Below are 26,449 nucleotides of genomic sequence, written 5' to 3' on the forward strand. Positions count from 1 at the left end.
GATCACCTCCTTTCTAAGGAGCACTTCTCCCGAACCTCTAGGTTCGGGCAGAGACCAGTACATCGGCGAACGTCCGATGCTGGAAGCTCATGGGTGGAACGTTGACTACTCGGCAAGGCCACGGATCTTCCTGTTAGTACTGCTTCGGCGTGGAACGCAGTGGAGGACGAGGACTTGTCGGGCACGCTGTTGGGTGTCTGAGGGCACGAGCACTGCTCGTCCTTCTACGCCGGCCCCAGTGAACATGCATCGACGGTATGTGGGTGGTGGGTGGTTGGTCGTTGTTTGAGAACTGGACAGTGGACGCGAGCATCTGTGGCCAAGTTTTTAAGGGCGCACGGTGGATGCCTTGGCACCAGGAACCGATGAAGGACGTGGGAGGCCGCGATAGGCCCCGGGGAGCTGTCAACCGAGCTGTGATCCGGGGGTGTCCGAATGGGGAAACCCGGCAGTCGTCATGGGCTGTCACCCACCGCTGAATATATAGGCGGTGTGGAGGGAACGCGGGGAAGTGAAACATCTCAGTACCCGCAGGAAGAGAAAACAACCGTGATTCCGGGAGTAGTGGCGAGCGAAACCGGATGAGGCCAAACCGTATGCGTGTGATACCCGGCAGGGGTTGCGTGTGCGGGGTTGTGGGATCTCTTTTCTACGGTCTGCCGGCCGTGGGACGAGTCAGAAACCGTATGTGTAGGCGAAGGACATGCGAAAGGTCCGGCGTAGAGGGTAAGACCCCCGTAGCTGAAACATGTACGGCTCGTTTGAGAGACACCCAAGTAGCACGGGGCCCGAGAAATCCTGTGTGAATCTGGCGGGACCACCCGCTAAGCCTAAATATTCCCTGGTGACCGATAGCGGATAGTACCGTGAGGGAATGGTGAAAAGTACCGCGGGAGCGGAGTGAAATAGTACCTGAAACCGTGTGCCTACAAGCCGTGGGAGCGTCGCTGTTGTTCTTCGGAACTTCAGTCGTGACTGCGTGCCTTTTGAAGAATGAGCCTGCGAGTTAGCGGTGTGTAGCGAGGTTAACCCGTGTGGGGTAGCCGTAGCGAAAGCGAGTCCGAATAGGGCGACTGAGTTGCACGCTCTAGACCCGAAGCGGAGTGATCTAGCCATGGGCAGGTTGAAGCGGCTGTAAGAGGTCGTGGAGGACCGAACCCACCAGGGTTGAAAACCTGGGGGATGACCTGTGGTTAGGGGTGAAAGGCCAATCAAACTCCGTGATAGCTGGTTCTCCCCGAAATGCATTTAGGTGCAGCGTCGTGTGTTTCTTGCCGGAGGTAGAGCACTGGATAGGCGATGGGCCCTACCGGGTTACTGACCTTAGCCAAACTCCGAATGCCGGTAAGTGAGAGCGCGGCAGTGAGACTGTGGGGGATAAGCTCCATGGTCGAGAGGGAAACAGCCCAGAGCATCGACTAAGGCCCCTAAGCGTACGCTAAGTGGGAAAGGATGTGGAGTCGCAGAGACAACCAGGAGGTTGGCTTAGAAGCAGCCACCCTTGAAAGAGTGCGTAATAGCTCACTGGTCAAGTGATTCCGCGCCGACAATGTAGCGGGGCTCAAGCGTACCGCCGAAGTCGTGTCATTGCAGCATTACTCCTAACGGGGGCTGTGATGGGTAGGGGAGCGTCGTGTGCCGGGTGAAGCAGCCGTGGAAGCGAGTTGTGGACGGTTCACGAGTGAGAATGCAGGCATGAGTAGCGATTCCAGAGTGAGAAACTCTGGCGCCGATTGACTAAGGGTTCCTGGGTCAAGCTGATCTGCCCAGGGTAAGTCGGGACCTAAGGCGAGGCCGACAGGCGTAGTCGATGGACAACCGGTTGATATTCCGGTACCCGCTTTGAAGCGCCAAACATCGAGGCAGGCGATGCTAAGTCCGTGAAGCCGCCTTTGATCCCTTCGGGGTGATGGGGAGTGGTGGAGCCGACGGACCAGACTTGTATTAGGTGAGTGATGGGGTGACGCAGGAAGGTAGTCCAGCCCGGGCGGTGGTTGTCCCGGGGTAAGGGTGTAGGCCGGTGTGTAGGTAAATCCGCACACCTTGTGGCTGAGACCTGATGCCGAGCCGATTGTGGTGAAGTGGATGATCCTATGCTGTCGAGAAAAGCCTCTAGCGAGTTTCATGGCGGCCCGTACCCTAAACCGACTCAGGTGGTCAGGTAGAGAATACCGAGGCGTTCGGGTGAACTATGGTTAAGGAACTCGGCAAAATGCCCCCGTAACTTCGGGAGAAGGGGGGCCACACCCGGTGATCTGTTTTACACGGTGAGCTGGGGGTGGCCGCAGAGACCAGCGAGAAGCGACTGTTTACTAAAAACACAGGTCCGTGCGAAGCTGTAAGGCGATGTATACGGACTGACGCCTGCCCGGTGCTGGAACGTTAAGGGGACCGGTTAGATACTCTTCGGGGTGTCGAAGCTGAGAACTTAAGCGCCAGTAAACGGCGGTGGTAACTATAACCATCCTAAGGTAGCGAAATTCCTTGTCGGGTAAGTTCCGACCTGCACGAATGGCGTAACGACTTCTCGACTGTCTCAACCATAGGCCCGGTGAAATTGCACTACGAGTAAAGATGCTCGTTTCGCGCAGCAGGACGGAAAGACCCCGGGACCTTTACTATAGCTTGATATTGGTGTTCGGTTCGGCTTGTGTAGGATAGGTGGGAGACTTTGAACTCTGGACGCCAGTTCAGGGGGAGTCGTCGTTGAAATACCACTCTGGTCGTGCTGGATGTCTAACCTCGGTCCGTGATCCGGATCAGGGACAGTGTCTGGTGGGTAGTTTAACTGGGGCGGTTGCCTCCCAAAGGGTAACGGAGGCGCCCAAAGGTTCCCTCAGCCTGGTTGGTAATCAGGTGGTGAGTGTAAGTGCACAAGGGAGCTTGACTGTGAGACTGACGGGTCGAGCAGGGACGAAAGTCGGGACTAGTGATCCGGCGGTGGCTTGTGGAAGCGCCGTCGCTCAACGGATAAAAGGTACCCCGGGGATAACAGGCTGATCTTCCCCAAGAGTCCATATCGACGGGATGGTTTGGCACCTCGATGTCGGCTCGTCGCATCCTGGGGCTGGAGTCGGTCCCAAGGGTTGGGCTGTTCGCCCATTAAAGCGGTACGCGAGCTGGGTTTAGAACGTCGTGAGACAGTTCGGTCCCTATCCGCTGTGCGCGTAGGAGTCTTGAGAAGGGCTGTCCCTAGTACGAGAGGACCGGGACGGACGAACCTCTGGTGTGCCAGTTGTTCTGCCAAGGGCATGGCTGGTTGGCTACGTTCGGGAGGGATAACCGCTGAAAGCATCTAAGCGGGAAGCCTGCTTCGAGATGAGGACTCCCACCCACTTGATGGGGTAAGGCTCCCAGTAGACGACTGGGTTGATAGGCCAGATATGGAAGCCTGGTAACGGGTGGAGTTGACTGGTACTAATAGGCCGAGGGCTTGTCCATAGTTGCTTCGCGTCCACTGTGCAGTTCCCAGGCTACGAACAATCGTAGTCGGTTGGTTGAACTGGCTTGCATTCAATTGAAGAGTGTGCTTGTTCGCTGAACCCATTAGGGTTTCGGTGGTTATAGCGATTGGGAAACGCCCGGTTACATTCCGAACCCGGAAGCTAAGCCTTTCCGCGCCGATGGTACTGCAGGGGGGACCCTGTGGGAGAGTAGGTCGCCGCCGAACAATCTTTATGAGGACCTGTGGTCCCAGCGTAAGCGCTGGGACCACAGGTCCTTTTTGTTTTGCTCGAAGCGCGTGGCTGTGCTTGCTGCGTGAGAATGAACTGCGGTACCCGATGACAGGAGACACGATGTCTGCGAGTGGTGGAGACTTCCGCCGAGGAGATGGCCGGCGGGACGATCGGCCCCGTGGTCCTCGTCGCGAGGGCGGCGGGGGTGGCAGCTTCCGGCGTGACGATCGCGGGCCCCGCCGCGATGACGACCGTCGTGGCGGCGGCCCGGGCGGTGAGCGCCGACCGTACGGCGGCGACCGTCCTCGTGGTCCGCGTCGGGATGACGAGCGTGGTGGTTTCCGCCGGGACGATCGTGGTCCTCGTCGGGATGATGACCGTGGTGGTTTCCGTCGCGATGACCGTGGTCCTCGTCGGGATGATGACCGTGGGGGCTTCCGTCGGGACGACCGTGGTCCTCGTCGGGATGATGACCGTGGGGGCTTCCGTCGGGACGACCGTGGTCCTCGTCGGGACGATGACCGTGGGGGCTTCCGCCGCGATGACCGTGGTCCTCGTCGGGACGACGATCGGGGCGGATTCCGTCGGGACGATCGCGGTCCGCGTCGAGATGATGACCGGCGTGGTGGCGGTTTCCGTCGCGATGACCGCGGCCCGCGTCGAGATGACGATCGCGGAGGTTTCCGTCGGGATGATCGTGGCCCGCGTCGGGATGATGACCGTGGTGGTTTCCGTCGGGATGATCGTGGTCCCCGTCGGGACGATGACCGGCGTGGTGGTGGCTTCCGGCGGGACGATCGCGGTCCGCGTCGAGATGATGACCGGCGTGGTGGTGGCTTCCGGCGGGACGACCGCGGCCCGCGTCGGGATGATGACCGTGGGGGTTTCCGTCGGGATGATCGTGGCCCCCGTCGGGATGATGACCGTGGGGGTTTCCGTCGCGATGATCGTGGTCCCCGTCGGGACGATGACCGGCGTGGTGGTGGCTTTCGCCGGGACGATCGCGGCCCTCGTCGGGACGACGATCGGCGTGGTGGTGGCTTCCGGCGGGATGACGACCGGGGTGGGTATCGGCGGGATGACCGTGGGCCCCGGCGGTTCGAGCGTGGGCATGGGCGGGACGACGAGCGTGGGGGGTTCCGGCGTGACAACGATCGGCCGCCCGTGAAGCGGCTGCCCATCCCCGATGACGTGACCGGGAACGAGATCGACAAGTCCGTGCGGCAGGAGCTGCTGAGCCTGCCCAAGACGCTGGCCGAGGATGTCGCGCGGAACCTCGTGATGATCGCCCGGCTGCTCGACGAGGACCCCGAGACCGCGTACGGGCACGCCAAGGTCGCGCTGCGGCTCGCGTCCCGCGTCGGTGCCGTGCGGGAGGCCGCCGGGTTCGCCGCGTACGCGACCGGGCGGTACCAGGAGGCGCTGGCCGAGTTCCGGGCCGCGCGGCGGATGACCGGGACGCACGAGCTGTGGCCGATCATGGCCGACTGCGAGCGCGGGATGGGCCGGCCGGAGCGGGCCCTGGAGATGGCCGGGGCGCCCGAGGTGCAGCGGCTGGACAAGGCCGGCCAGGTCGAGATGCGCCTCGTCGCCGCCGGGGCGCGGCGGGACATGGGGCAGGCCGAGGCGGCCGTCGTCACCCTGCAGAGCCCGGAGCTGGGCTCCAGCGCCGTGCACCCGTGGACCGCGCGGCTGCGGTACGCCTACGCGGACGCGCTGCTGGACGTCGGGCGGGAGGCGGAGGCGCGGGACTGGTTCGCCAAGGCGCTCGAGGCGGACCACGACGGTACGACGGACGCCTCCGACCGGCTGGCGCGGCTGGACGGCATCGAGTTCACCGACGCGCTCGACGAGGAGGCCGAGGAAGAGATGGAGTTCCAGGGCGAGGACGAGGGTCCGGAGTTCCAGGACGGCGACGTCGACGAGGACTCCGTGCCGGCCGCGTTCGGCGGTGAGGAGTACTACGACGAGGACGACGAGGAGTACGAGGAGTCCGAGGACGGGGAGTCCGACGGAGCCGGGGAACCGGTGAAGAAGGACGTCGCCGAGCCCGACGTGGACGCCACGGACGACTGACCGTCGCGAAGCCCCCGTCGCGTGTCCCCCGAACGAGGGACGCGGGGCGGGGGCTTCGGCGTACGCGGGGTCAGCCCAGCGGCAGGGAGCGCAGGACCAGACCCGTCGCCGGTTTGGGGCCGAAGGACGTCGACTTGCGGGGCATCGTGACCCCGGCGCGGGCGAGGTCGCGTACGACCTCCTCGGGCACCGGGCGCATCAGGATCGCCGTGCCGCCGTGGCGTTGCACCTGGGCCACGGCCGCCTCGGCGTCGTGCAGATAGCCGACGTGCGCCGGTTCGTCCGGGACCTTCCAGACGTGGTCGAGGAGCGTGGAGTGGAGGACGGTGGCGTCCAGGCCGCGCCAGGCGGCGGGGCGGTCCGCGGGGATCGTGCGGGACAGCAGGGCCGGGTCCGGGCGGTCGATCAGGTGGTACGTGGCGCCGTCCGTCAGGACGAAGGCGGGGACGTCCGCCGGGGCCGCGGACAGCGCGTCGAGGGCGTGCTCGACGGGGCCGTTGATCTCGCGTACCCGCAGCAGGCCGTCCAGGGCGGTGAGGGCGGTGGCTGGGGGGAGCTGGTTCAGGACGCGGTGGATGCCCTTGACCTGAAGGGGGTAGCGGGCGGTGTCCACGAGGAGGACGAGGCCGTAGTTCCAGGGGCCGGGGTCGGGGAGTTCGTCGCGCAGGCGCAGATACGTCGCCCAGCGGTGGTGGCCGTCGGCGATCAGCGCCTGACGGGTGGACAGGTCGGCGTCGATCGCGGCCAGTTCGGCGGGGTCCGTGACCGCCCACAGACGGTGCTCCACCCCGTCCTCCGTGGTGGTCGCCAGCAGCGGCGTCTGTTCCGCGGCGCGTTCGATGACGGCGGTGGCGCCCGTCGAGTTGCCGTCGCCGGCGTACGAGAGCAGCAGGGGCTCCGGGTTGGCGGCCGTGGCGCGCATCAGGGCGGCGCGTTCGAGGACGATGTGCTCCATCACGCCCTCGTGCGGCAGCACGATGCCCTCGGCGGGCTCCGAGAGCTTCAGGGCGCCGATCAGACCGCGCTGGAAGGTGTCGTCCTTGTGCTGCTCGTAGACGTAGATCGCGGGGCGCTCGTCGGGGACCAGGACGCCCTCGCGCAGCCAGCGGTCGAGCAGCTCCGCGGCCGCCGCGGGGCTCGGGGGGAGGATGAGGCGGACGATGTTGTGGGGGTCGGCCGTCTCCAGATAGTGCTGTCCCTCCGGGCGGACCACCACGTCGTACGGGGGAGACGTCACCGCGGCCAGGCTGCGTACCCGGGAGGGGGCGTAACGGAGGCCCCGGAACGGGCGGAGCTGGAGACCTGGCGAAGTGGGCATGGTCCGGATCGTATGCCGCGCGGCGGGTGAGGGATGATCGGGGGAGAAAGGAGTCACCCGTGACCCACGCTCCCAGGACCCGCCCCGACGGCAGCGGTGTCCCGCTGCTCGAGGCCTACGACACGGCCCTCCTCGACCTCGACGGTGTCGTGTACGCCGGCGGGGAGGCCGTCGCGCACGCCGTGGAGTCCCTCGGCACCGCGCGGTTCGCGGGGATGCGGCTGGCGTACGTGACCAACAACGCCTCCCGTACGCCCGAGACGGTCGCCGCGCATCTGACGGAGCTCGGGGTGCCGGCCGATCCGCGCGACGTCATCACCTCCGCGCAGGCCGTCGCCCGGCTGATCGCCGAACAGGTGCCCGCCGGGGCGCGGGTGCTCACGATCGGCGGCGAGGGGCTGTACGAGGCGCTGCGCGAGCGGGGGCTCACCCCCGTCGAGTCGGCGGACGACGATCCGGCGGCCGTCGCGCAGGGATACGGCGGACCGGGCATGACATGGGGGCGGTTCGCGGAGGCGTCGTACGCGGTGGCGCGGGGGGTGCCCTGGTTCGCGTCCAACACCGACCGGACGATCCCCAGCGGCCGCGGCATCGCCCCCGGCAACGGGGCGGCCGTCGAGGTCGTGCGGATCGCCACCGGGGCCGAGCCGCAGGTCGCGGGGAAGCCGCTGCCGCCGATGCACCGCGAGAGCATCATCCGTACCGGCGCCGAACGGCCGCTGGTGGTCGGTGACCGGCTCGACACGGACATCGAGGGCGCGTACAACGGCGGCGTCGACTCCCTGCTGGTGCTCACCGGGGTGACGGACGCCGCCCAGCTGCTCGCCGCCGCGCCCGAGCACCGGCCGACGTACGTGGCCGCCGATCTGCGCGGGCTGCTCACCGGAGCACCGGACGTCGGCCCGGCGGGGGAGTGCGGCGGATGGACGGCGTCCGTGCGGGGCGGCGCGCTGGAGCTGGACGGGGAGGGCACGGCCCTGGACGGGCTGCGGGCGCTGTGCGCCGCCGCGTGGACCCACGCGGGGCGCGGGCGCGGCGAGCTGGACGCGGGGAAGGCGCTGGCCCGGCTGGGGCTGTGACTACAGCAGCGACCGCAGCCGGAGCAGGTCCGGCACGCTCGCGTGGACCTTCACCCGGCCCGACCCCCACGCCTTCGCGAAGTTCAGCCCGCCGTCCACCAGGGCGACCAGATCGTCGCTCGACATGGTGAGCCGGATCTGCGCCTTCCCCGGCGGCTCCCCGGCCACCGCTGTCACGTCCTGGATCCGGCCGCCGCGCAGCCTGCCCGTGAACGTGGTGTCCAGGTCGGTGATCCGGCAGCTCAGCGAGCGGTCCAGGGCGGCGACCCGGCGGACGTTCCCCTCGGCACCGCCCATGCTCTCGGACAGGCGCTCCAGCGCCGCGCGGCATTCCTCGGTCGTACGCATCGCACCCGACGCTACCGGCCCGTACGGCCCACCGCCCGGCGCCGGAACGCGGGCCGGGCAGGGTAGCGTCTGGGGCATGAGCGAAACGACGTCCGAGACTGCCGCACCGGAGCAGCCCGAGGCGCCCCCACAAGCCGTGGCGGCGCCCCGGGAGCCCGCGCCGCAGCCGCTCGGCGTGCCCAGGACCCCGACCGGCAACGCGGACGTGGACGCCGCCCTCGAGCGGCTCGCGGACACCGACGAGCTGCCCACCGACGGACACGTCGAGGTGTACGAGGACGCGCACCGGCAGATCCGCGCCGCCCTCGAGGCCCTGGACGAGCGCCCCGGGCCGCCCGCGCCTGTCGCCGGCGCGTACAGGGGCTGAGCGTGGCCGTACAGCGCAAACGGCTGGACGCCGAACTCGTCCGCCGCGGTCTGGCGCGTTCGCGCGAGCAGGCCCAGCAGCTCATCGCCGACGGGCGGGTCACCGTGGGCGGTGCGACCGCGAGCAAGGCGGCCACACAGGTGGAGACCAGCGCGGCCGTCGTCGTCACGAAGGACGACAGCGACCCGCAGTACGTCTCGCGCGGCGGGCACAAACTCGCCGGGGCCCTCGCCGCGTTCGGGCCCGAGGGGCTGACCGTGGAAGGCCGGCGGGCCCTGGACGCGGGGGCGTCGACGGGGGGCTTCACCGACGTGCTGCTGCGCGCGGGCGTGGCCCATGTCGTCGCGGTGGATGTTGGTTACGGGCAGCTCGCCTGGTCGCTGCAGAGCGACGAGCGGGTGACCGTCAAGGACCGTACGAATGTGCGGGAGCTGACGCTCGAGCAGCTCGACGACAAGCCCGTCGATGTGGTCGTCGGCGATCTGTCGTTCATCCCGCTCGGGCTCGTCCTGCCCGCCCTCGTGCGGTGCACGGCGCCCGGCGCGGATCTGGTGCTCATGGTGAAGCCGCAGTTCGAGGTGGGCAAGGAGCGCCTCGGCAGCGGGGGAGTGGTGCGCAGTCCCGAACTGCGCGCGGAGGCCGTGAAGACGGTCGCCGGACAGGCCGCCGGGCTGGGGCTCGGCGTGCTGGGCGTGACGGCGAGCCCCCTGCCGGGGCCGTCGGGGAACGTCGAGTACTTTCTGTGGCTGCGTGCCGGTGCCCCGCCACTGGACCCGGCCGATGTCGACCGTGCCGTTGCGGAGGGGCCCCGATGACAGAACGCACCGTCCTGCTGCTTGTCCACACCGGCCGTCCGGCGGCCATCCGCAGTGCCGAACTCGTCGTCCAGGGACTGCTGCGCAGCGGCATCGGCGTACGGGTGCTGGCCACGGAGGCCGCCGACGTACCGCTGCCGTCGGGCGTGGAGACGACCAGCGCCGAGCCGGAGGCCGTCGAGGGCGTCGAACTGCTCATCGTGCTCGGCGGTGACGGGACGCTGCTGCGCGGCGCGGAGATCGCCCGCGCCGGCGGGGTGCCGATGCTCGGGGTCAACCTCGGCCGGGTGGGCTTCCTCGCGGAGGCCGAACGGGACGATCTGGACAAGGTCGTCGACCGGGTCGTCTCGCGCGCGTACGAGGTCGAGGAGCGGATGACGATCGACGTCGTCGTCCGTACGAACGGGGAGGTCGTCCACCGCGACTGGGCGCTCAACGAGGCGAGCGTGGAGAAGGCGGCGCGCGAGCGGATGCTCGAGGTCGTCACCGAGGTCGACGGGCGGCCCGTCTCACGCTTCGGCTGCGACGGAGTGGTGTGCGCCACACCGACCGGGTCGACGGCGTACGCCTTCTCGGCCGGCGGGCCGGTCGTCTGGCCGGAGGTCGCGGCGCTGCTGATGGTGCCGATCAGCGCGCACGCCCTGTTCGCCAAGCCGCTCGTCACCGCGCCGTCGTCGGTGCTCGCCGTCGAGGTGCAGGACGGCGCCGGCCAGCACGGAGTGCTGTGGTGCGACGGGCGGCGGACGGTCGAGCTGCCCGCCGGCGCGCGGGTGGAGGTGCGGCGCGGTCAGGTGCCCGTACGGCTGGCGCGGCTGCATCACGCGTTGTTCACCGACCGGCTGGTCGCTAAGTTCGCTTTGCCCGTTGCGGGCTGGCGCGGTGCTCCCCATTAGGGCGGTGTGACGGATGGCCGATGGCTTCGGTGGCCGGAAACCTCGTATGGTCGTACCCGTGTTGGAGGAGATGCGGATCCGGTCCCTGGGCGTGATCGACGACGCGGTCGTCGAGCTGTCGCCCGGCTTCACCGCGGTCACGGGCGAGACAGGCGCGGGCAAGACCATGGTCGTCACCAGCCTCGGGCTGCTGCTCGGCGGACGGGCGGACGCGGGTCTGGTCCGCATCGGCGCCAAGGGCGCCACCGTCGAGGGGCGGGTGATCGTGCCCCCGGACGCGGCTGCCGCGGTGCGCGCGGCGGAGGCCGGGGCGGAGCTCGACGACGGGGCGCTGCTGCTGAGCCGCACCGTGTCGGCGGAGGGCCGCTCGCGGGCGTACGTCGGCGGGCGCGGGGTGCCCGTCGGGCTGCTCGGGGAGCTGGCCGACGACCTCGTCGCCGTGCACGGGCAGACCGACCAGCAGGGGCTGCTGAAGCCCGCCCGCCAGCGCGAGGCGCTCGACCGGTACGCGGGCGACGCCGTCGCCGGGCCGCTGGCGGAGTACGCCGCCGCCTACCGCCGGCACCGGGCCGTCGCCGCGGAGCTCGAGGAGATCACCACCCGGGCCCGGGAGCGGGCGCAGGAGGCCGATCTGCTGCGCTTCGGGCTGACCGAGGTCGCCGGCGTCGAGCCGCGGCCCGGCGAGGACACCGAGCTGGCGGCCGAGGCCGAGCGGCTGGGGCACGCCGAGGCGCTGACCGCCGCCGCGAACGCCGCGCACGGCGCCCTCGCGGGCAATCCGGAGGACCCGGAGGGCGTGGACGCCGGGCTGCTCGTCTCGGGCGCCCAGCGGGCGCTGGACGCCGTACGGTCGCACGACGCGGCCCTCGCGGGGCTGTCGGACCGGCTCGCGGAGATCGGCATCCTGGTCGCCGACGTGGCGCAGGAACTCGCCGCGTACGCCGACGGCGTCGACGCCGACCCGCTGCGGCTGGCCGCCGTCGAGGAGCGGCGCGCGGCGCTGTCCCAGCTGACGCGCAAGTACGGCGACGACATCAACGCGGTGCTCGCCTGGGCGGAGGAGGGCGCCGCCCGGCTCACCGAGCTCGAGGGCGACGACACCCGGACCGACGAGCTGACCGCCGAACGCGACGCCCTCGTCGCCGAGCTGACGGAGCTCGGCGCGGTGCTCACCGGGGCGCGGCGCGAGGCGGCGGAACGGTTCGCCGCCGCGGTCACCGCCGAGCTCGCGGAGCTCGCCATGCCGCACGCGCGGGTGTCCGTACAGCTGCGGCCGCTCGCGGAGTTCGGGCCGACGGGTGTGGACGAGGTCGAGCTGTATCTGGCGCCGCATCCCGGCGCGCAGGCGCGGCCCATCGCCAAGGGCGCCTCCGGCGGCGAGCTGTCGCGGGTGATGCTCGCGGTGGAGGTCGTGTTCGCCGGCTCCGACCCCGTGCCGACGTACCTCTTCGACGAGGTCGACGCCGGTGTCGGCGGCAAGGCGGCCGTCGAGGTCGGCCGGCGGCTGGCGAAGCTGGCGCGGTCCGCGCAGGTCGTCGTCGTGACCCATCTGCCGCAGGTCGCCGCCTTCGCCGACCGGCAGCTGCTGGTCGAGAAGACGAACGACGGCTCCGTCACCCGCAGCGGTGTCACCGTGCTGGAGGGCGAGGCGCGGGTGCGGGAGCTGTCCCGGATGCTCGCCGGCCAGGAGGACTCCTCCACGGCCCGGGCGCACGCCGAAGAACTCCTGGCCGCCGCCCGTGTCGACGCGACGCCCTGACCGCCCGGCGGCCCGCCCGGACCCCGCGGGGCTGACCGGCGCGCGGCAGCGGCGGGCACGCGACGGCGCGCGATCCGGTGCCGCGCGCCCCGGCGCGAGTGGCATGCTGGCGGGCGGCCGGTACGACGACCCACGGCCCTCACGACGAGACGGGAGCGCCGCACGGGTGATCAGCGCATCGGCCCCGGCGTACGGCGGCACCCCGCCGTACGGCGCCGGGCTGCACGCCGTGCAGATCGTCGGCGGCGGCGGGTACGGCACCGGGCCCCACGTGCGGTCGCTGGCGGCGGGACTGGTCGCCCGGGGGGTGCGGGTGACGGTCGTCGCCACCCCCCGGGCCGAGCGGCTGTACGGCTTCACCGACGCCGGGGCGCAGGTCGCCCGGCTGCCCGTCGGACGCGGCGGCGAAGTGCGCACGCTGGCCGTGCTGCGGGCCGCCTGCGCCGGGTCGGACCTGGTGCACGCCCACGGGCTGCGGTCCGGGATGCTGGCGCAGGCGGTGCTGGCGCGGCGGGCGACCCCGCTGGTGTTCACCTGGCACACCAAGGGCGAGGACGAGGGCGTACGGGCCCGCGTCATGCCCGTCCTCGAGCGCAGCGTCGTACGGGCCTCGCGCATCGTCCTCGGGGCGTCCACGGATCTCGTCGACCGGGCCCGCCGCCGCGGGGCGCGGGACGCCCGCCTCTCCCCGATCGCCGTCCCGGCGCCGCGGATCCCCGCCCAGCCCGACGAGCGCGCCCGGCAGAAGGCGCGGGCGGAGCTCGGCGCCGTGGACCGCCCGCTGCTGCTGGCCGCCGCGCGGCTGGAGCCCGACCACGGGCACGGCGCGCTGCTGGACGCCGCCCGGCGCTGGCGCTCCCTCAGCCCGCCGCCGCTGCTGGCCATCGCCGGCGAGGGGTCGCAGCGGGCCGCCCTGCAGCGGCGCATCGACGACGAGCGGCTGCCCGTACGCCTCCTCGGGCGGCGCGACGATCTGCCGGAGCTGCTGTCGGCCGCCGACGTCGCGGTCCTCGCCGGTGCCTGGGAGGCCCGCCCGCTGCTCGCGCAGGAGGCACTGCACGCGGGCGCCCCGCTGGTGGCCGCGGCCGTCGAGGGGGTCGCCGAACTCGTCGGGGAGGCCGCGGAGCTGGTGCCGGCCGGCGACGCGGACGCGCTGGCGGAGGCCGTGAGCGAGCTGCTCGCCTCGCCCGAGCGCCGCCACCGGCTCGCGGCGATGGGCCGCCGGCAGGCGGCGGGCTGGCCGACGGAGGACGACACCGTGGCCCAGGTCCTCGCGGTGTACGACGAGCTGGCGGACGCCCTGCGCTGACCGGCGCCGCACGAGGGCGCCGGCCCGGAACATCAGCCCCCGTACGCCCCCGACGCGCTCAGCCGCAGCGCCGTGTCGATCAGGGGCACATGGCTGAACGCCTGGGGGAAGTTGCCCACCTGGCGCTGCAGCCGCGGGTCCCACTCCTCCGCGAGCAGACCCAGGTCGTTGCGCAGGGCGAGGAGCTTCTCGAAGAGCTTGCGCGCCTCCCCGACCCGCCCGATCATCGCCAGGTCGTCCGCCATCCAGAACGAGCACGCCAGGAACGCGCCCTCGTCACCCGGCAGCCCGTCCAGCCCGTGCTCCGTACCGGACGTCGGGTACCGCAGGATGAAGCCGTCCGGGGTGGACAGCTCCCGCTGGATCGCCTCGATGGTGCCGATCACCCGCTTGTCGTCCGGCGGGAGGAAGCCCATCTGCGGGATGAGGAGCAGCGACGCGTCCAGCTCACGCGAGCCGTAGGACTGCGTGAACGTGTTGCGTTCCTTGTCGTAGCCCTTCTCGCAGACGTCCCGGTGGATGTCGTCGCGCAGCTCGCGCCAGCGGTCCAGCGGGCCGTCGGCCTCCCCGGCCTCGATCAGCTTGATCATGCGGTCCACGGCCACCCACAGCATGACCTTGGAGTGCACGAAGTGCCGGCGCGGGCCGCGCACCTCCCACAGGCCCTCGTCCGGGCGGTCCCAGTTCGCCTCGATCCAGTGGATCATCTTCAGCTGGAGCACCGAGGCGTAGTCGCTGCGCGCCAGCCCCGTCATATGGCCCAGATGCAGCGCCTCGGCCACCTCGCCGTAGACGTCGAGCTGCAGCTGGCCCGCCGCGCCGTTGCCCGCGCGCACCGGGCGGGAGCCCTCGTACCCCGGCAGCCACTCCAGCTCGATCTCGCCGAGCTCGCGCTCCCCGGCGATGCCGTACATGATCTGCAGGTTCTCCGGGTCGCCCGCGACCGCGCGCAGCAGCCACTCGCGCCACGCGCCGGCCTCGTCGCGGTAGCCGGTGCGCAGCAGCGACGACAGGGTGATCGCCGCGTCCCGCAGCCAGGTGAAGCGGTAGTCCCAGTTGCGCACGCCGCCGATGTCCTCCGGCAGCGACGTCGTCGGCGCGGCGACGATGCCGCCGGTCGGCTCGTACGTCAGCGCCTTGAGGGTGATCAGCGAGCGCATCACCGCGTCCCGGTACGGGCCGTGGTACGTGCACTGGTCGGTCCACTCGCGCCAGAACCGCTCGGTGGACGCCAGCGCGCCCTCCGGGTCCGGCAGCGCCGGCGGCTGCAGGTGCGAGGGCTGCCAGCTGATGGTGAACGCGATCCGCTCACCGGGCGAGACGGTGAAGTCCGAGTACGTCGTCAGTTCCTTGCCGTACGTCTCGGTATCGGTGTCCAGCCACACCGAGTCGGGCCCGGCGACGGCCACCGTGCGGCCGTCGACCTTGTGCACCCACGGGACGATCCGGCCGTACGAGAAGCGCATCCGCAGCGCGGAGCTCATCTGCACCCGGCCGCTGACGCCCTCGACGATACGGACGAGCTGCGGGGCCGCGCTGTTGCGCCGCGGCATGAAGTCGATCACCCTTACCGTGCCCCGTGGGGTGTCCCACTCGGACTCGAGCACGAGGGAGTCGCCGCGGTAGCGGCGGCGGTCGGCGACCGGCGGACGCTGCTGGGAGCCGTGTGTGGGCCCCAGCCGCCAGAAGCCGTGGTCCTCGTTGCCCAGAAGGGCCGCGAAGACCGCGTGGGAGTCGAAACGGGGCAGGCAGAGCCAGTCCACTGTGCCGTCCCGCCCGACCAACGCGGCGGTCTGCATGTCCCCGATGAGTGCGTAGTCCTCAATGCGCCCGGCCAACGTGTCTCTCCGCTCACAAAAAGTGCGTCCGAGCAGGATACGACGTGGTGATGGAAAGCACAGAGTGCGCACACAGATCCGTTGCGGGACCGGGGTGGGCCTGGGGTTTTGGTGGGGTTCCCGGCCCGCGCCCCGCCCGCCGGGACGCGTCGGGGCCGAGGCGCTGATACCCTGGTAGCCCGTGGAGCGGAAGTTTTGCCCGCCCGTTCAGGCACCTCCCGCAACGCTCCCCCGGGCTCTACGAGCAGGGGGTACTTCCAACCAGCGACCACGGGAGCCCCCATTGGCCATGCCATCCACGACGACCAAGCACATCTTCGTCACCGGGGGTGTCGCCTCCTCACTGGGCAAGGGCCTCACCGCCTCCAGCCTCGGTGCCCTGCTCAAGGCCCGCGGCCTGCGGGTGACGATGCAGAAGCTCGACCCGTATCTGAACGTGGACCCGGGCACCATGAACCCCTTCCAGCACGGTGAGGTGTTCGTCACCAACGACGGCGCCGAGACCGACCTGGACGTCGGGCACTACGAGCGGTTCCTCGACGTCGACCTCGACGGCTCCGCCAACGTCACCACCGGCCAGGTCTACTCCACCGTCATCGCCAAGGAGCGGCGCGGCGAGTACCTCGGCGACACCGTGCAGGTCATCCCGCACATCACCAACGAGATCAAGTCCCGGATCCGCCGGATGGCGACCGACGACGTCGACGTGGTGATCACCGAGGTCGGCGGCACCGTCGGCGACATCGAGTCGCTGCCCTTCCTGGAGTCCGTCCGCCAGGTACGCCACGAGGTCGGCCGCGACAACGTCTTCGTCGTGCACATCTCGCTGCTCCCGTACATCGGCCCCTCCGGCGAGCTGAAGACCAAGCCCACCCAGCACTCGGTGGCCGCGCTGCGCAACATCGGCATCCAGCCGGACGCCATCGTGCTGCGCGCCGACCGTGAGGTGCCGGTCTCCATCAAGCGCAAGATCTCGCTGATGTGCGACGTCGACGAGGCCGCCGTGGTCGCTGCCATCGACGCCAAGTCGATCTACGACATCCCCAAGGTGCTGCACAACGAGGGCCTGGACGCCTATGTCGTGCGCAAGCTCGACCTGCCGTTCCGCGACGTGAACTGGTCGCAGTGGAACGACCTGCTGCGCCGGGTGCACGAGCCGGCCCACGAGGTGACGGTCGCCCTGGTCGGCAAGTACATCGACCTGCCCGACGCCTATCTGTCGGTCACCGAGGCCATCCGCGCCGGCGGCTTCGCCAACAACGCCCGCGCGAAGATCAAGTGGGTCACGTCCGACGACTGCCGCACCCCGGCCGGCGCGCAGCAGGCCCTCGCCGACGCCGACGCGATCGTCATCCCCGGCGGCTTCGGCGAACGCGGCGTCGAGGGCAAGGTGCAGGCGATCCGCTGGGCCCGGGAGAACCGGGTGCCGCTGCTGGGCATCTGCCTGGGTCTGCAGTGCATCGTGATCGAGGCCGCGCGCAACCTCGCCGGGATCCCGGAGGCCAACTCCACGGAGTTCGACGCCGCCACCGCCCACCCCGTCATCTCCACTATGGCCGAGCAGCTCGACATCGTCGCCGGCGAGGGCGACATGGGCGGTACGATGCGGCTCGGTATGTATCCCGCCAAACTCGCGGAGGGCTCCGTCGTACGGGAGACGTACGGGGACCAGCCGTACGTCGAGGAGCGACACCGTCATCGGTACGAGGTGAACAACTCCTACCGCGGTGAACTCGAGAAGAAGGCCGGGATCGTGTTCTCCGGGACGTCGCCCGACAACAAGCTCGTCGAGTACGTCGAATATCCCCGTGAGACCCACCCGTATCTCGTCGCCACCCAGGCCCACCCCGAGCTGCGCTCCCGGCCCACGCGGCCGCACCCGCTGTTCGCCGGGCTGGTGAAGGCCGCCGTGGAGATCCAGGAGAGCGCGAGGGGCGCGAAGCAGGAGGCCACGGCGTGACCGTCGAGGACATGCCCGAGTCCTGGGAGGTCGTCCTCTCCCGGACGCCCTTCCGGGGCGCGAAGACCGCCGTGCGGTCGGACGACGTCGTGATGCCGGGCGGGAGCACCGCGCGGCGCGACTACCAGGTGCACCCCGGGTCCGTGGCGGTCCTCGCCCTGGACGACGAGGGACGGGTGCTGGTGCTGCGGCAGTACCGCCATCCCGTACGCCACAAGCTCTGGGAGATCCCGGCCGGGCTGCTCGACGTACCGGGGGAGAACCCGCTGCTCGCCGCGCAGCGGGAGCTGTACGAGGAGGCGCACGCCAAGGCCGAGGACTGGCGGGTGCTGGTCGACCTCTATCCCTCGCCCGGCGGCTCCGACGAGGCGGTGCGGGTGTTCCTGGCCCGCGGTCTGGCCTCGGTCGAGGGCGAGCGCTACGCGGTCACCGACGAGGAGGCCGACATGACGCTGGAGTCCGTGCCGGTCGCCGAGCTGGTGCGCGGGGTGCTCGCCGGCGAGCTGCACAACACCTGCCTGGTCACCGGCGTGCTGGCGCTGCAGGCGGCGCAGGCGCAGGCCGGCGGGCTGGACGCGCTGCGCCCGGCGGACGCAGACTGGCCGGCGCGGCCGTACTGAAGCGCCGCGCCTGACCCGTACCGGTGAATCAGCCCCGCCCGCCGTCCGGGCGGGGCTGTGCCGTATCCGCGGCCGTACGCAGGGTGAACTAGGCTCGAAAACGTGACAGATGCGGACACCGACCGGCCGGCCGGCAACGGCGCCCCGGCCTTCCACGGGCGTACCCGGGAGCTCGAGACCCTGCGGGACGACATCGAGCGCGCCGGGCTGGACACGCTCTCCGGGCGGCCCGCCGCCCGCAGCCGGGTCCTGCTGATCGCCGGCCGTCCCGGCTCCGGCCGCACCGCGGTCGCCGAGGAGCTGCTGCGGCACATCGCCGGCGACTACCCCGACGGCGTGCTGCGCGCCGAGCTCGGCCCGGACGCCCCCCGCGCGCTGCTCGGCGCCCTCGGCGAGACGGCCCTGCCCGGCGCCGACCCCGAGGAGCTGGCGCAGTCCGCGCGCGAGGCGCTGCAGGAGCGCCGGGTGGTCGTGCTGCTGGACCGGGCCGACTCCGACCCCGAGCTGCTGGCCTCGCTGCTGCCCGACAACCACGGCTGCCTGGTCGTCGCCGTCGCCGAGGGCCCCCTCAAGGACATCCCCGACGTCCGCCCCTGCACCCTCGGCGGGCTGGAGCCGGCCGACGGGGCACGGCTGCTGGCCGGGTACGCGGGGGAGACCCGGGTGGCCTGCGACCCGGAGGCGGCGCAGCTCCTCGCGGAGGAGTGCGCGGGACATCCCGGCGCCCTCACGCTCGCCGGCGGCTGGCTGGCCGCGCGGCCGGACGCCTCCGTCGCGCACGGGCTGAAGAACCTCCGCGCCGCCGCCGGGGACACCCCCCTGGCCCGGGCGCTGCGGCTCGCCCACGACGGGCAGCCGGAATCCGCCGCGGAGCTGCTGCGGCTGCTCGCGGTGGCGCCCGCGGGCCTGATGGACGCCCGGATCGGCGCCGCGCTCGGCGGCTGCACGCTGGCCGCCGCCCAGGAGCATCTCGCCGGCTTCGCCGCCCAGGGGCTGGTGCGTCCGGTGGCCGGGGCGGAGGGACTGTACGAGGTGCCCGGCTGTCTGCGGCCGCTGCTGGCGGAGCTGCTCACCGACCGGGACCCGCCGGAGGAGGTGCTGCTGGCCCGGGCCCGGATGCTGGAGCGCGAGGTCACGCTGCTGGGGGTGTGCCACGCCGTGACGGAGCCCGACGGCTCCCCGGTGCACAGGGCGCTCGAGGGCGTCCCCCGCCCGCTGCGGTTCGCCGGCGCCGGGGAGGCCGCCGGGTGGCTGCGTACCCGGCTGCCCGCGCTGCTGGCCGCCGCCCGCTCGGCCGCGGCGGACGGCGAGCTCGACACCCTCGCCCGGCGCTTCGTCGCCGCCCTCTCCCAGGCGCTCACCGCCCACCGGGGCGCCGAGGACGCCGCCCCCGAGCTGTACGGGCTGCACGAGACGGTCCTGGCCGTGGCCGAACGCCGCGCCCTGCACCCCGAGCGGGCGGCGGCGCTGCTGCACCTGGGCGACCTCGACGCCGGCGCCGGGCGCACGGAGGCCGCGCTGGAGCGCTACCGCCGGGCGCTGACCGCCGCGCGGGAGGCCGGTCAGGCGCCGCTGACGGGGCGGGCGCTGGAGTCGCTGGGGTGCACGTACCAGGAGCTCGGGGACTACGAGCGGGCCGCCGACTGGTACGGGCGCGCCCTGGACCTGCGGCAGAGCGGCGGGCGGTCGGCCGACGAGGCGCGGCTGCGGTCCCGGCTGGGCGCCGTGTACACGCATGCGGCGGCGTACGGGCAGGCGCTGCGCGAATGGCGGGCGGCGGCCGCGGCGTACCGGCGGCTCAAGGACCTCGCGGGCCATGCCCGAGCGCTGAGCGAGACGGCCCGGGTACAGGAGTACGCCGGGCATCCGGACGACTGCCGGCGCACCTGTGAGGAGGCGATGGAGAGCGCCCGGCTGGCCGGCGACGACCGGCTGCGGGCGGCGGTGCAGCTGCGGCTCGCCGACACCCTGGACCGGCTCGGCGACCCGGTGGCCGCCGAGGTCCACCGGGGGGCCGCGCGGCGGGTGCTGGCCGCCGGTGACCAGAGCGCCGGGGAGGTCACGGAGACGTCCTCCGTCGTCACTGGTGGTACCTAAGAAACACAGTCGTTTACCGGGAAATCTTTTTGCATTGGAAGGCTAGACAGTGTGACGTCCTTCATTACACTGGCCGTACCGCAGTTGCGCCAGGCGTTCCTCTGTGCCCGTACGCCTGCGTCACCATTCGTTCCCTGTGATCCAAGGACCGTGATCTGTCGTGAAGGTCGGTATCCCCCGCGAGGTCAAGAACAACGAGTTCCGGGTGGCCATCACCCCCGCCGGCGTCCATGAGCTGACGCGGCACGGCCATCAGGTCTACGTCGAGCGGGAGGCGGGCGTCGGCTCGTCCATCCCCGACGAGGAGTACACGGCCGCCGGCGCGACCATCGTGGGCACCGCGGACGAGGTCTGGCAGACCGCCGACCTGGTGCTGAAGGTCAAGGAGCCGATCGCCGAGGAGTACCACCGGCTGCGCAAGGACCAGACGCTCTTCACGTACCTCCACCTCGCCGCCTCCCGCGAGTGCACGGACGCGCTGCTCGAGTCCGGCATCACCGCCATCGCGTACGAGACGGTCGAGACCGCCGACCGCCAGCTGCCGCTGCTCGCCCCGATGTCCGAGGTCGCCGGCCGGCTCGCCCCGCAGGTCGGCGCGTACCACCTGATGCGCTCCCAGGGCGGGCGCGGGGTGCTCCCCGGCGGCGTGCCGGGCGTCGCCCCGGCCGAGGCCGTCGTCGTCGGCGGCGGCGTGTCCGGCTGGTCCGCCGCGCAGATCGCCGTCGGCATGGGCTTCCGCGTCACGCTGCTCGACACCGATGTGCGCAAGCTCCGCGAGGCCGACAAGATCTTCGGCACCCGGGTCCGTACCGTCATGTCCAACGCGTACAACCTGGAGAAGGCCGTCCTCGAGGCGGACCTCGTCGTCGGCGCCGTGCTGATCCCCGGAGCGAAGGCCCCGAAGCTGGTCACCAACGAGCTCGTCGCCCGAATGAAGCCCGGAAGTGTACTTGTCGACATTGCAATCGATCAGGGCGGCTGCTTCGAGGACTCCCGTCCGACGACCCACGCCGAGCCCGTCTTCCGGGTCCACGACTCGGTCTTCTACTGCGTGGCGAACATGCCGGGCGCGGTGCCCAACACCTCCACCCACGCGCTCACCAACGCCACGCTGCCCTACATCGTGAAGGTCGCGAACCTCGGCTGGCAGGAGGCGCTGCGCCGCGACGAAGCCCTTGCGAAGGGCCTCAACACGCATGAGGGACAGGTTGTTTACGGCCCCGTCGCAGAGGCGCACGGTCTTCCGGTGACCGAACTGAGCCGCGTTCTGGGGTGAAAGTCACAATCGCAGGAACGGCGCCCGCACAAGGCGCCAATCAGCCAACTGCTGCCCGCCGGCCGAACCTTGTCACCTGGGGTTCGGCCGGTGCCGTACACCATCGGGACAGTTGCAGAAGCGTGTTCGACCGCCGACACATCGTGCCGGGTACGGCTGATTGTGTTGCTGGGACCCCCTGACACGCCATAGAGTCGCCAATCGTCGGCAAGATGCCACGCTGACCTATCGATAAAGTTTCCTGGTCACCCAAGGAGGTAGGACGACTTGTGAATGAGTCGACATTTACTCCCGGGGGTGGTCAACCAGGAGCGCCGGTACGGGGTCAGGCCCACTCGGGAGCCGGGGTTCCCGTCGGCTCCGTCGCCGTCCACACCTTCGCCTCGCACCAGGGCTACACCACGACCAGCAGGAACGATCATCACGTGAACGCCATGGCCGGCGGCCAGAGCGGCGGGGACGATCCCACGCGCCTCGCCGACTACGACGATCTGTCCGAAGGTCATTTCTATGACCCGGACGCCGATTACGAGCCCGATCCGGAGTACGCGGCCACGCTCGCGCCGGACGCGGCCCGCCAGCGCCGCGAGCGCATCGGCCCGACCGGACGCCCCCTGCCGTACTTCCCGATCCCGGGCCCGGTGACCGACCACGGTCCCGCCACGGTCATCGCGATGTGCAACCAGAAGGGCGGCGTCGGCAAGACCACCTCGACCATCAACCTGGGCGCGGCGCTCGCCGAGTACGGCCGCCGGGTGCTGCTCGTCGACTTCGACCCGCAGGGCGCGCTGTCCGTGGGCCTCGGGGTCAACCCGATGGAGCTCGACCTCACGGTCTACAACCTGCTCATGGAGCGGGGCATGTCGGCCGACGAGGTGCTGCTCAAGACGGCCGTGCCCAACATGGACCTGCTGCCGTCGAACATCGACCTGTCGGCCGCCGAGGTGCAGCTGGTCTCCGAGGTCGCGCGCGAGCAGACGCTGCAGCGGGCGCTCAAGCCCCTGATGCCGGACTACGACTACATCGTCATCGACTGCCAGCCGTCGCTCGGTCTGCTGACCGTCAACGCGCTGACCGCCGCGCAGAAGGTCATCGTCCCGCTGGAGTGCGAGTTCTTCGCGCTGCGCGGGGTGGCGCTGCTGACGGAGACGATCGAGAAGGTCCAGGAGCGGCTCAACCCCGACCTGGAGCTCGACGGCATCCTCGCGACGATGTACGACTCGCGGACCGTGCACTCCCGCGAGGTCCTCGCCCGCGTCGTCGAGGCCTTCGACGACCACGTCTACCACACGGTGATCGGCCGGACCGTGCGCTTCCCGGAGACCACGGTCGCCGGTGAGCCGATCACCTCGTACGCCTCCAACTCCGTGGGTGCCGCCGCCTACCGTCAGCTCGCCAGGGAGGTGCTCGCCCGGTGTCACGCCGAGTGAGTCTGCCCGGCGCCGACGAACTGTTCCGTACGACCGGGGGGATGGCGCTCCAGTCCTCGACGCCCGGGGGAGCGGCCGCGGCCGCCCGCCCGGCGGCCGGGGGCGACGGGGCGCAGGGCACGACCGCGGGGGAGGCGGACGGGGAACCGTCCGTCCCGGCGAAGAAGACGGGCCGCTCCGACGAGCCCGAGCACAGCGGCCGGCGCTCCGAGGCACCGCCCGCCGACCGGACGTCGCCACCGGCCCAGCGCTCGGCCCCGCCCGGGGAGCCCCGGGCGGCGGCGGCCGCCGGCCAGACCCGGCGGCGCGGACGCGGCGGGGGGCGACGGCCCTCCGGGCGCGAACGGCACGACGAGAAGATCACCGTGTACGTCTCCGCCGAGGAGCTGATCGACCTCGAGCAGGCCCGCCTCGTACTGCGCGGCGAGCACGGGCTGGCGGTCGACCGCGGGCGGATCGTCCGCGAGGCCGTCGCCGTGGTCCTCGCGGACCTGGAGTCGCGGGGCGAGGCGAGCATTCTGGTACGGCGGCTGCGCGGACGCTGAGTCCCCGCGTCCGCCGTTCGGCCACCCGGCCCAGCGCACGGGCCGGCGCCGGACGCAGGCGATACGCTGCCGGACGATGGACACGCACGACGATCAGCGCAAGGGCCGCCGCACGCTGGGGCGAGGCCCCGGCACCGCCGCGCCCGGCGCGGGGCCGATCACCCCCACCACCCCCGTGCGCCCCACCGAGCCCGCGCCGCCCGTACCGGGACCGCACCCCCAGCCGCTGCCGGGCCGCCGCCCGAACCCGGATCCGGACCCCGTCCCCGAGCCACCGAAGCCCCCGCCGTTCCCCGAGCCGGAGCCGGTGCCGCCGCCCCCGGTCCCCGAACCGCGGCCCGCCCCCGGACCCGTACCGGAGCCCCGTCCGCTGCCCGACCCCGACCCGGGCCCCATGCCGAAGCCGGAGCCCCAGCCCGGCCCCCAGCCGCTCCCGCAGCCCGATCCGGCACCGGAGCCGCAGCCCGGACCGGCCGGCCCCGGCGGGGAGACGCCGGACGGGGAGACCCCGGACGGCGGGAAGCCGGACGCGGAAACCCCCGGCGACGGGAAGTTCACCGTCCGGCTCGCGAACTTCGAGGGCCCCTTCGACCTGCTCCTCCAGCTGATCTCCAAGCACAAGCTGGACGTCACCGAGGTCGCCCTGTCCAAGGTCACCGACGAGTTCATGGCGCACATCCGCGCCATGGGCCCCGACTGGGACCTGGACCAGACGACGGAGTTCCTGGTCGTCGCCGCCACCCTGCTCGACCTCAAGGCCGCCCGGCTGCTGCCCGCCGCCGAGGTGGAGGACGAGGGCGACCTGGCGCTGCTCGAGGCCCGCGACCTGCTCTTCGCCCGGCTGCTGCAGTACCGCGCGTACAAGCAGATAGCGGCGATCTTCGGGGACCGGCTGGCCGCCGAGTCCAAGCTGCACCCGCGCACCGTCGGCCTGGAGCCGCACCACGCCGACCTGCTGCCCGAGGTCGTCATCAGCATCGGCGCGGAGGGCTTCGCCCGGCTCGCCGTGAAGGCGATGCAGCCCAAGCCCAAGCCGCAGGTCTACGTCGACCACATCCACGCCCCGCTGGTCAGCGTGCGCGAGCAGGCGGCGCTGGTGATCGAGCGGCTGCGGGAGACCGGCAGCGCCACCTTCCAGGAGCTCGTCGCCGACGCCCCGGACGGGCTGACCGTGGTCGCCCGCTTCCTGTCGCTGCTGGAGCTCTATCGTGAGCGCGCGGTCTCCCTCGACCAGGAGGAGGCGCTGGGCGAGCTGGTGGTGCGGTGGACCGGCGAGGCGGGCGCGGATCCGCTCGTCACGGACGAGTTCGACGTGGCGCCGACCGAGGAGAAGGAGAAGGCCAAGTGACGGTCACGGACGAGACGGCGGCGGAGGCGGAGGTCGCCCCCGACCCCGTCGCTGAGCTGGACCTCAAGCCCGCGCTCGAGGCCGTGCTCATGGTCGTCGACGAGCCCGCCACCGCCGACCATCTGGCCCGGGTCCTGCACCGGCGCCCGCGCGAGATCTCCGACGCGCTGGCCGAGCTGGCCGACGAGTACACCGCCCAGGGCCGCGGCTTCGACCTGCGGCTGGTCGCCGGCGGCTGGCGGTTCTACACCCGCGCCGAGTTCGCCCCGGCCGTCGAGGGCTTCGTCCTGGACGGCCAGCAGGCCCGGCTCACCCAGGCCGCGCTGGAGACCCTGGCCGTGGTCGCGTACCGCCAGCCGGTGAGCCGCTCACGGGTCTCCGCGGTGCGCGGCGTCAACTGCGACGGCGTGATGCGCACGCTGCTGCAGCGCGGGCTGCTGGAGGAAGCGGGGACGGAACCCGAAACAGGTGCGATCCTGTACAGGACGACGAACTACTTTCTGGAGCGGATGGGCCTGCGCGGCCTGGACGAGCTCCCGGAGCTCGCACCCTTCCTCCCCGAGGCGGACGCGGTCGAGGGGGAATCCCAGGAGGGTGTGCCGTCGTTCGATGTGGACGACCACAGCGACAGTGACTGACTTACGGACGTTTGATGCGAAGCAGCGGCGGCAGGAACAGCGGTAGCGGCGGATCCCGCGGCGGACAGGGCGGCGGGAGGAGCGGCGGCGCGGGTGCCGGGAGGGGCAACTACCGGGGCGCGGGCAACCAGCGCGACGACAGGCAGCAGCGGTCGGGCCGGCCGCGGCCCGAGGAGCGGCGGTACGAGAAGAGCGGCGTCCCGCAGGGCGGCGGCCCCAAGCGCCGCACCGCCCCCGCGCGCCCCCGCGAGCTGGACGCGCAGATCGAGGAGCGCAACCGGGCCCGGCACAACAAACCGGCGATCAAGACCCCCAAGACCTTCGGCGAGCCCGAGGGCGAGCGGCTGCAGAAGGTCCTCGCCCGGGCCGGCATGGGCTCGCGGCGCGCCTGCGAGGAGCTGATCGAGCAGGCCAGGGTCGAGGTCAACGGGCGGATCGTCACCGAGCAGGGGCTCCGGGTCGACCCGGAGAAGGACGAGATCAAGGTCGACGGGCTGACGGTGGCCACCCAGTCGTACCTGTTCTTCGCGCTGAACAAGCCCGCCGGCGTCGTGTCCTCGATGGAGGACCCCGAGGGCCGGCAGTGCCTGGGCGACTACGTCACCAACCGGGAGACCCGGCTCTTCCACGTGGGACGGCTCGACACCGAGACCGAGGGCCTGATCCTGCTCACCAACCACGGCGAGCTGGCCCACCGGCTGACCCACCCCCGCTACGGCGTGCAGAAGACCTACCTCGCCGCGATCACCGGGCCGCTGCCGCGGGAGATCGGCAAGAAGCTGAAGGACGGCATCCAGCTGGACGACGGCTACGCCCGCGCCGACCACTTCCGGGTCGTCCAGCAGACCGGCAAGAACTACCTGGTCGAGGTCACGCTGCACGAGGGCCGCAAGCACATCGTGCGGCGGATGCTGGCGGAGGCCGGGTTCCCGGTGGACAAGCTGGTGCGGGTGAGGTTCGGGCCGATCTCGCTGGGCGACCAGAAGTCCGGCTGGCTGCGGCGGCTGACGAACACCGAGGTCGGCATGCTGATGAAGGAGGTCGGCCTGTAGGGGC

20 protein-coding genes and 2 rRNA genes are annotated in these 26,449 nt (G+C 71.2%); 19 read left to right on the forward strand and 3 right to left on the reverse strand.

All coding sequences use genetic code 11. The annotated features are described in order from the left end of the window. Positions 1–317 precede the first annotated feature (317 nt). The 4 genes from SRB5_RS16400 to SRB5_RS16415 all read left to right on the forward strand — a co-directional run bounded on the left by SRB5_RS16400 (position 318) and on the right by SRB5_RS16415 (position 5,753). Positions 318–3,441, forward strand: a 23S ribosomal RNA gene (locus SRB5_RS16400). Between the two features lie 112 nt (positions 3,442–3,553). After that, positions 3,554–3,670, forward strand: a 5S ribosomal RNA gene (gene rrf, locus SRB5_RS16405). 137 nt (positions 3,671–3,807) lie between these two features. Further along, a complete protein-coding gene (locus tag SRB5_RS16410) occupies positions 3,808–4,845 on the forward strand; it encodes a hypothetical protein (RefSeq protein ID WP_153452739.1) in 1,038 nt (345 codons plus the stop codon). A 50-nt stretch (positions 4,846–4,895) separates the two neighbouring features. Further along, complete coding sequence (locus SRB5_RS16415) at positions 4,896–5,753, forward strand: tetratricopeptide repeat protein (RefSeq protein ID WP_323378034.1); 858 nt, start codon at positions 4,896–4,898, stop codon at positions 5,751–5,753. A gap of 70 nt (positions 5,754–5,823) precedes the next feature. On the opposite strand, the gene SRB5_RS16420 is transcribed toward SRB5_RS16415, so the two are convergent. Beyond that, positions 5,824–7,071, reverse strand: coding sequence for a DUF1015 family protein (locus tag SRB5_RS16420; RefSeq protein WP_153452740.1), 1,248 nt, complete (start codon positions 7,069–7,071; stop codon positions 5,824–5,826). Positions 7,072–7,130: 59 nt separating this feature from the next. On the opposite strand from SRB5_RS16420, the gene SRB5_RS16425 reads away from it, so the two are divergent. Continuing rightward, complete coding sequence (locus SRB5_RS16425; protein WP_323378002.1) at positions 7,131–8,150, forward strand: HAD hydrolase-like protein; 1,020 nt, start codon at positions 7,131–7,133, stop codon at positions 8,148–8,150. On the opposite strand, the gene SRB5_RS16430 is transcribed toward SRB5_RS16425, so the two are convergent. Further along, complete coding sequence (locus SRB5_RS16430) at positions 8,151–8,498, reverse strand: SCP2 sterol-binding domain-containing protein (protein WP_153452742.1); 348 nt, start codon at positions 8,496–8,498, stop codon at positions 8,151–8,153. 76 nt (positions 8,499–8,574) lie between these two features. On the opposite strand from SRB5_RS16430, the gene SRB5_RS16435 reads away from it, so the two are divergent. The 5 genes from SRB5_RS16435 (at position 8,575) to SRB5_RS16455 (ending at position 13,641) form a co-directional block, all read left to right on the forward strand. Continuing rightward, positions 8,575–8,865, forward strand: a complete 291-nt coding sequence (locus tag SRB5_RS16435) for a hypothetical protein (RefSeq protein ID WP_153452743.1) — start codon at positions 8,575–8,577, stop codon at positions 8,863–8,865. Between the two features lie 2 nt (positions 8,866–8,867). Continuing rightward, positions 8,868–9,680, forward strand: a complete 813-nt coding sequence (locus SRB5_RS16440; RefSeq protein WP_323378003.1) for a TlyA family RNA methyltransferase — start codon at positions 8,868–8,870, stop codon at positions 9,678–9,680. Further along, positions 9,677–10,573 (forward strand): NAD kinase, encoded by an 897-nt coding sequence (locus SRB5_RS16445; RefSeq protein WP_153452745.1) that lies wholly within the window; start codon positions 9,677–9,679, stop codon positions 10,571–10,573. Before SRB5_RS16440 ends, SRB5_RS16445 begins: the two co-directional genes overlap by 4 nt. A 46-nt stretch (positions 10,574–10,619) precedes the next feature. Then, complete coding sequence (gene recN / locus SRB5_RS16450) at positions 10,620–12,332, forward strand: DNA repair protein RecN (RefSeq protein ID WP_194292944.1); 1,713 nt, start codon at positions 10,620–10,622, stop codon at positions 12,330–12,332. 166 nt (positions 12,333–12,498) lie between these two features. Beyond that, on the forward strand, positions 12,499–13,641 hold the full coding sequence (locus SRB5_RS16455) for a glycosyltransferase family 4 protein (RefSeq protein WP_407703929.1): 1,143 nt from the start codon (positions 12,499–12,501) through the stop codon (positions 13,639–13,641). 32 nt (positions 13,642–13,673) lie between these two features. Here the strand turns inward: SRB5_RS16455 and SRB5_RS16460 are convergent, their stop codons facing one another. Continuing rightward, positions 13,674–15,479, reverse strand: coding sequence for a glycoside hydrolase family 15 protein (locus tag SRB5_RS16460; RefSeq protein ID WP_153452746.1), 1,806 nt, complete (start codon positions 15,477–15,479; stop codon positions 13,674–13,676). Positions 15,480–15,768: 289 nt separating this feature from the next. Between SRB5_RS16460 and SRB5_RS16465 the strand changes: the two genes are divergently transcribed. From SRB5_RS16465 to SRB5_RS16505, 9 genes are all read left to right on the forward strand, one after another. Next, positions 15,769–17,439: a CTP synthase gene (locus tag SRB5_RS16465; protein ID WP_153452747.1), complete on the forward strand. Its 1,671-nt coding sequence runs from the start codon at positions 15,769–15,771 to the stop codon at positions 17,437–17,439. A gap of 11 nt (positions 17,440–17,450) precedes the next feature. Further along, on the forward strand, positions 17,451–18,059 hold the full coding sequence (locus SRB5_RS16470; RefSeq protein ID WP_153452873.1) for an NUDIX domain-containing protein: 609 nt from the start codon (positions 17,451–17,453) through the stop codon (positions 18,057–18,059). Between the two features lie 102 nt (positions 18,060–18,161). Further along, positions 18,162–20,156, forward strand: a complete 1,995-nt coding sequence (locus SRB5_RS16475) for a tetratricopeptide repeat protein (protein ID WP_323378006.1) — start codon at positions 18,162–18,164, stop codon at positions 20,154–20,156. A 160-nt stretch (positions 20,157–20,316) separates the two neighbouring features. Next, positions 20,317–21,432: an alanine dehydrogenase gene (gene ald / locus SRB5_RS16480; RefSeq protein WP_323378007.1), complete on the forward strand. Its 1,116-nt coding sequence runs from the start codon at positions 20,317–20,319 to the stop codon at positions 21,430–21,432. A gap of 434 nt (positions 21,433–21,866) precedes the next feature. Continuing rightward, on the forward strand, positions 21,867–22,862 hold the full coding sequence (locus tag SRB5_RS16485) for a ParA family protein (RefSeq protein ID WP_153452877.1): 996 nt from the start codon (positions 21,867–21,869) through the stop codon (positions 22,860–22,862). After that, positions 22,847–23,407: a hypothetical protein gene (locus SRB5_RS16490; protein ID WP_323378008.1), complete on the forward strand. Its 561-nt coding sequence runs from the start codon at positions 22,847–22,849 to the stop codon at positions 23,405–23,407. Before SRB5_RS16485 ends, SRB5_RS16490 begins: the two co-directional genes overlap by 16 nt. A 76-nt stretch (positions 23,408–23,483) precedes the next feature. Further along, positions 23,484–24,755 (forward strand): segregation and condensation protein A, encoded by a 1,272-nt coding sequence (locus SRB5_RS16495; RefSeq protein ID WP_153452748.1) that lies wholly within the window; start codon positions 23,484–23,486, stop codon positions 24,753–24,755. Continuing rightward, on the forward strand, positions 24,752–25,393 hold the full coding sequence (scpB, locus tag SRB5_RS16500; protein ID WP_323378009.1) for an SMC-Scp complex subunit ScpB: 642 nt from the start codon (positions 24,752–24,754) through the stop codon (positions 25,391–25,393). The genes SRB5_RS16495 and scpB overlap by 4 nt, the downstream gene beginning before the upstream one ends. 14 nt (positions 25,394–25,407) lie before the next feature. After that, complete coding sequence (locus SRB5_RS16505; protein WP_153452749.1) at positions 25,408–26,445, forward strand: pseudouridine synthase; 1,038 nt, start codon at positions 25,408–25,410, stop codon at positions 26,443–26,445. Positions 26,446–26,449: the final 4 nt, after the last annotated feature.

The organism is Streptomyces smaragdinus, assembly GCF_009604385.1.
In the GTDB taxonomy this organism is placed as follows: Bacteria; Actinomycetota; Actinomycetes; order Streptomycetales; family Streptomycetaceae; genus Streptomyces; species Streptomyces smaragdinus.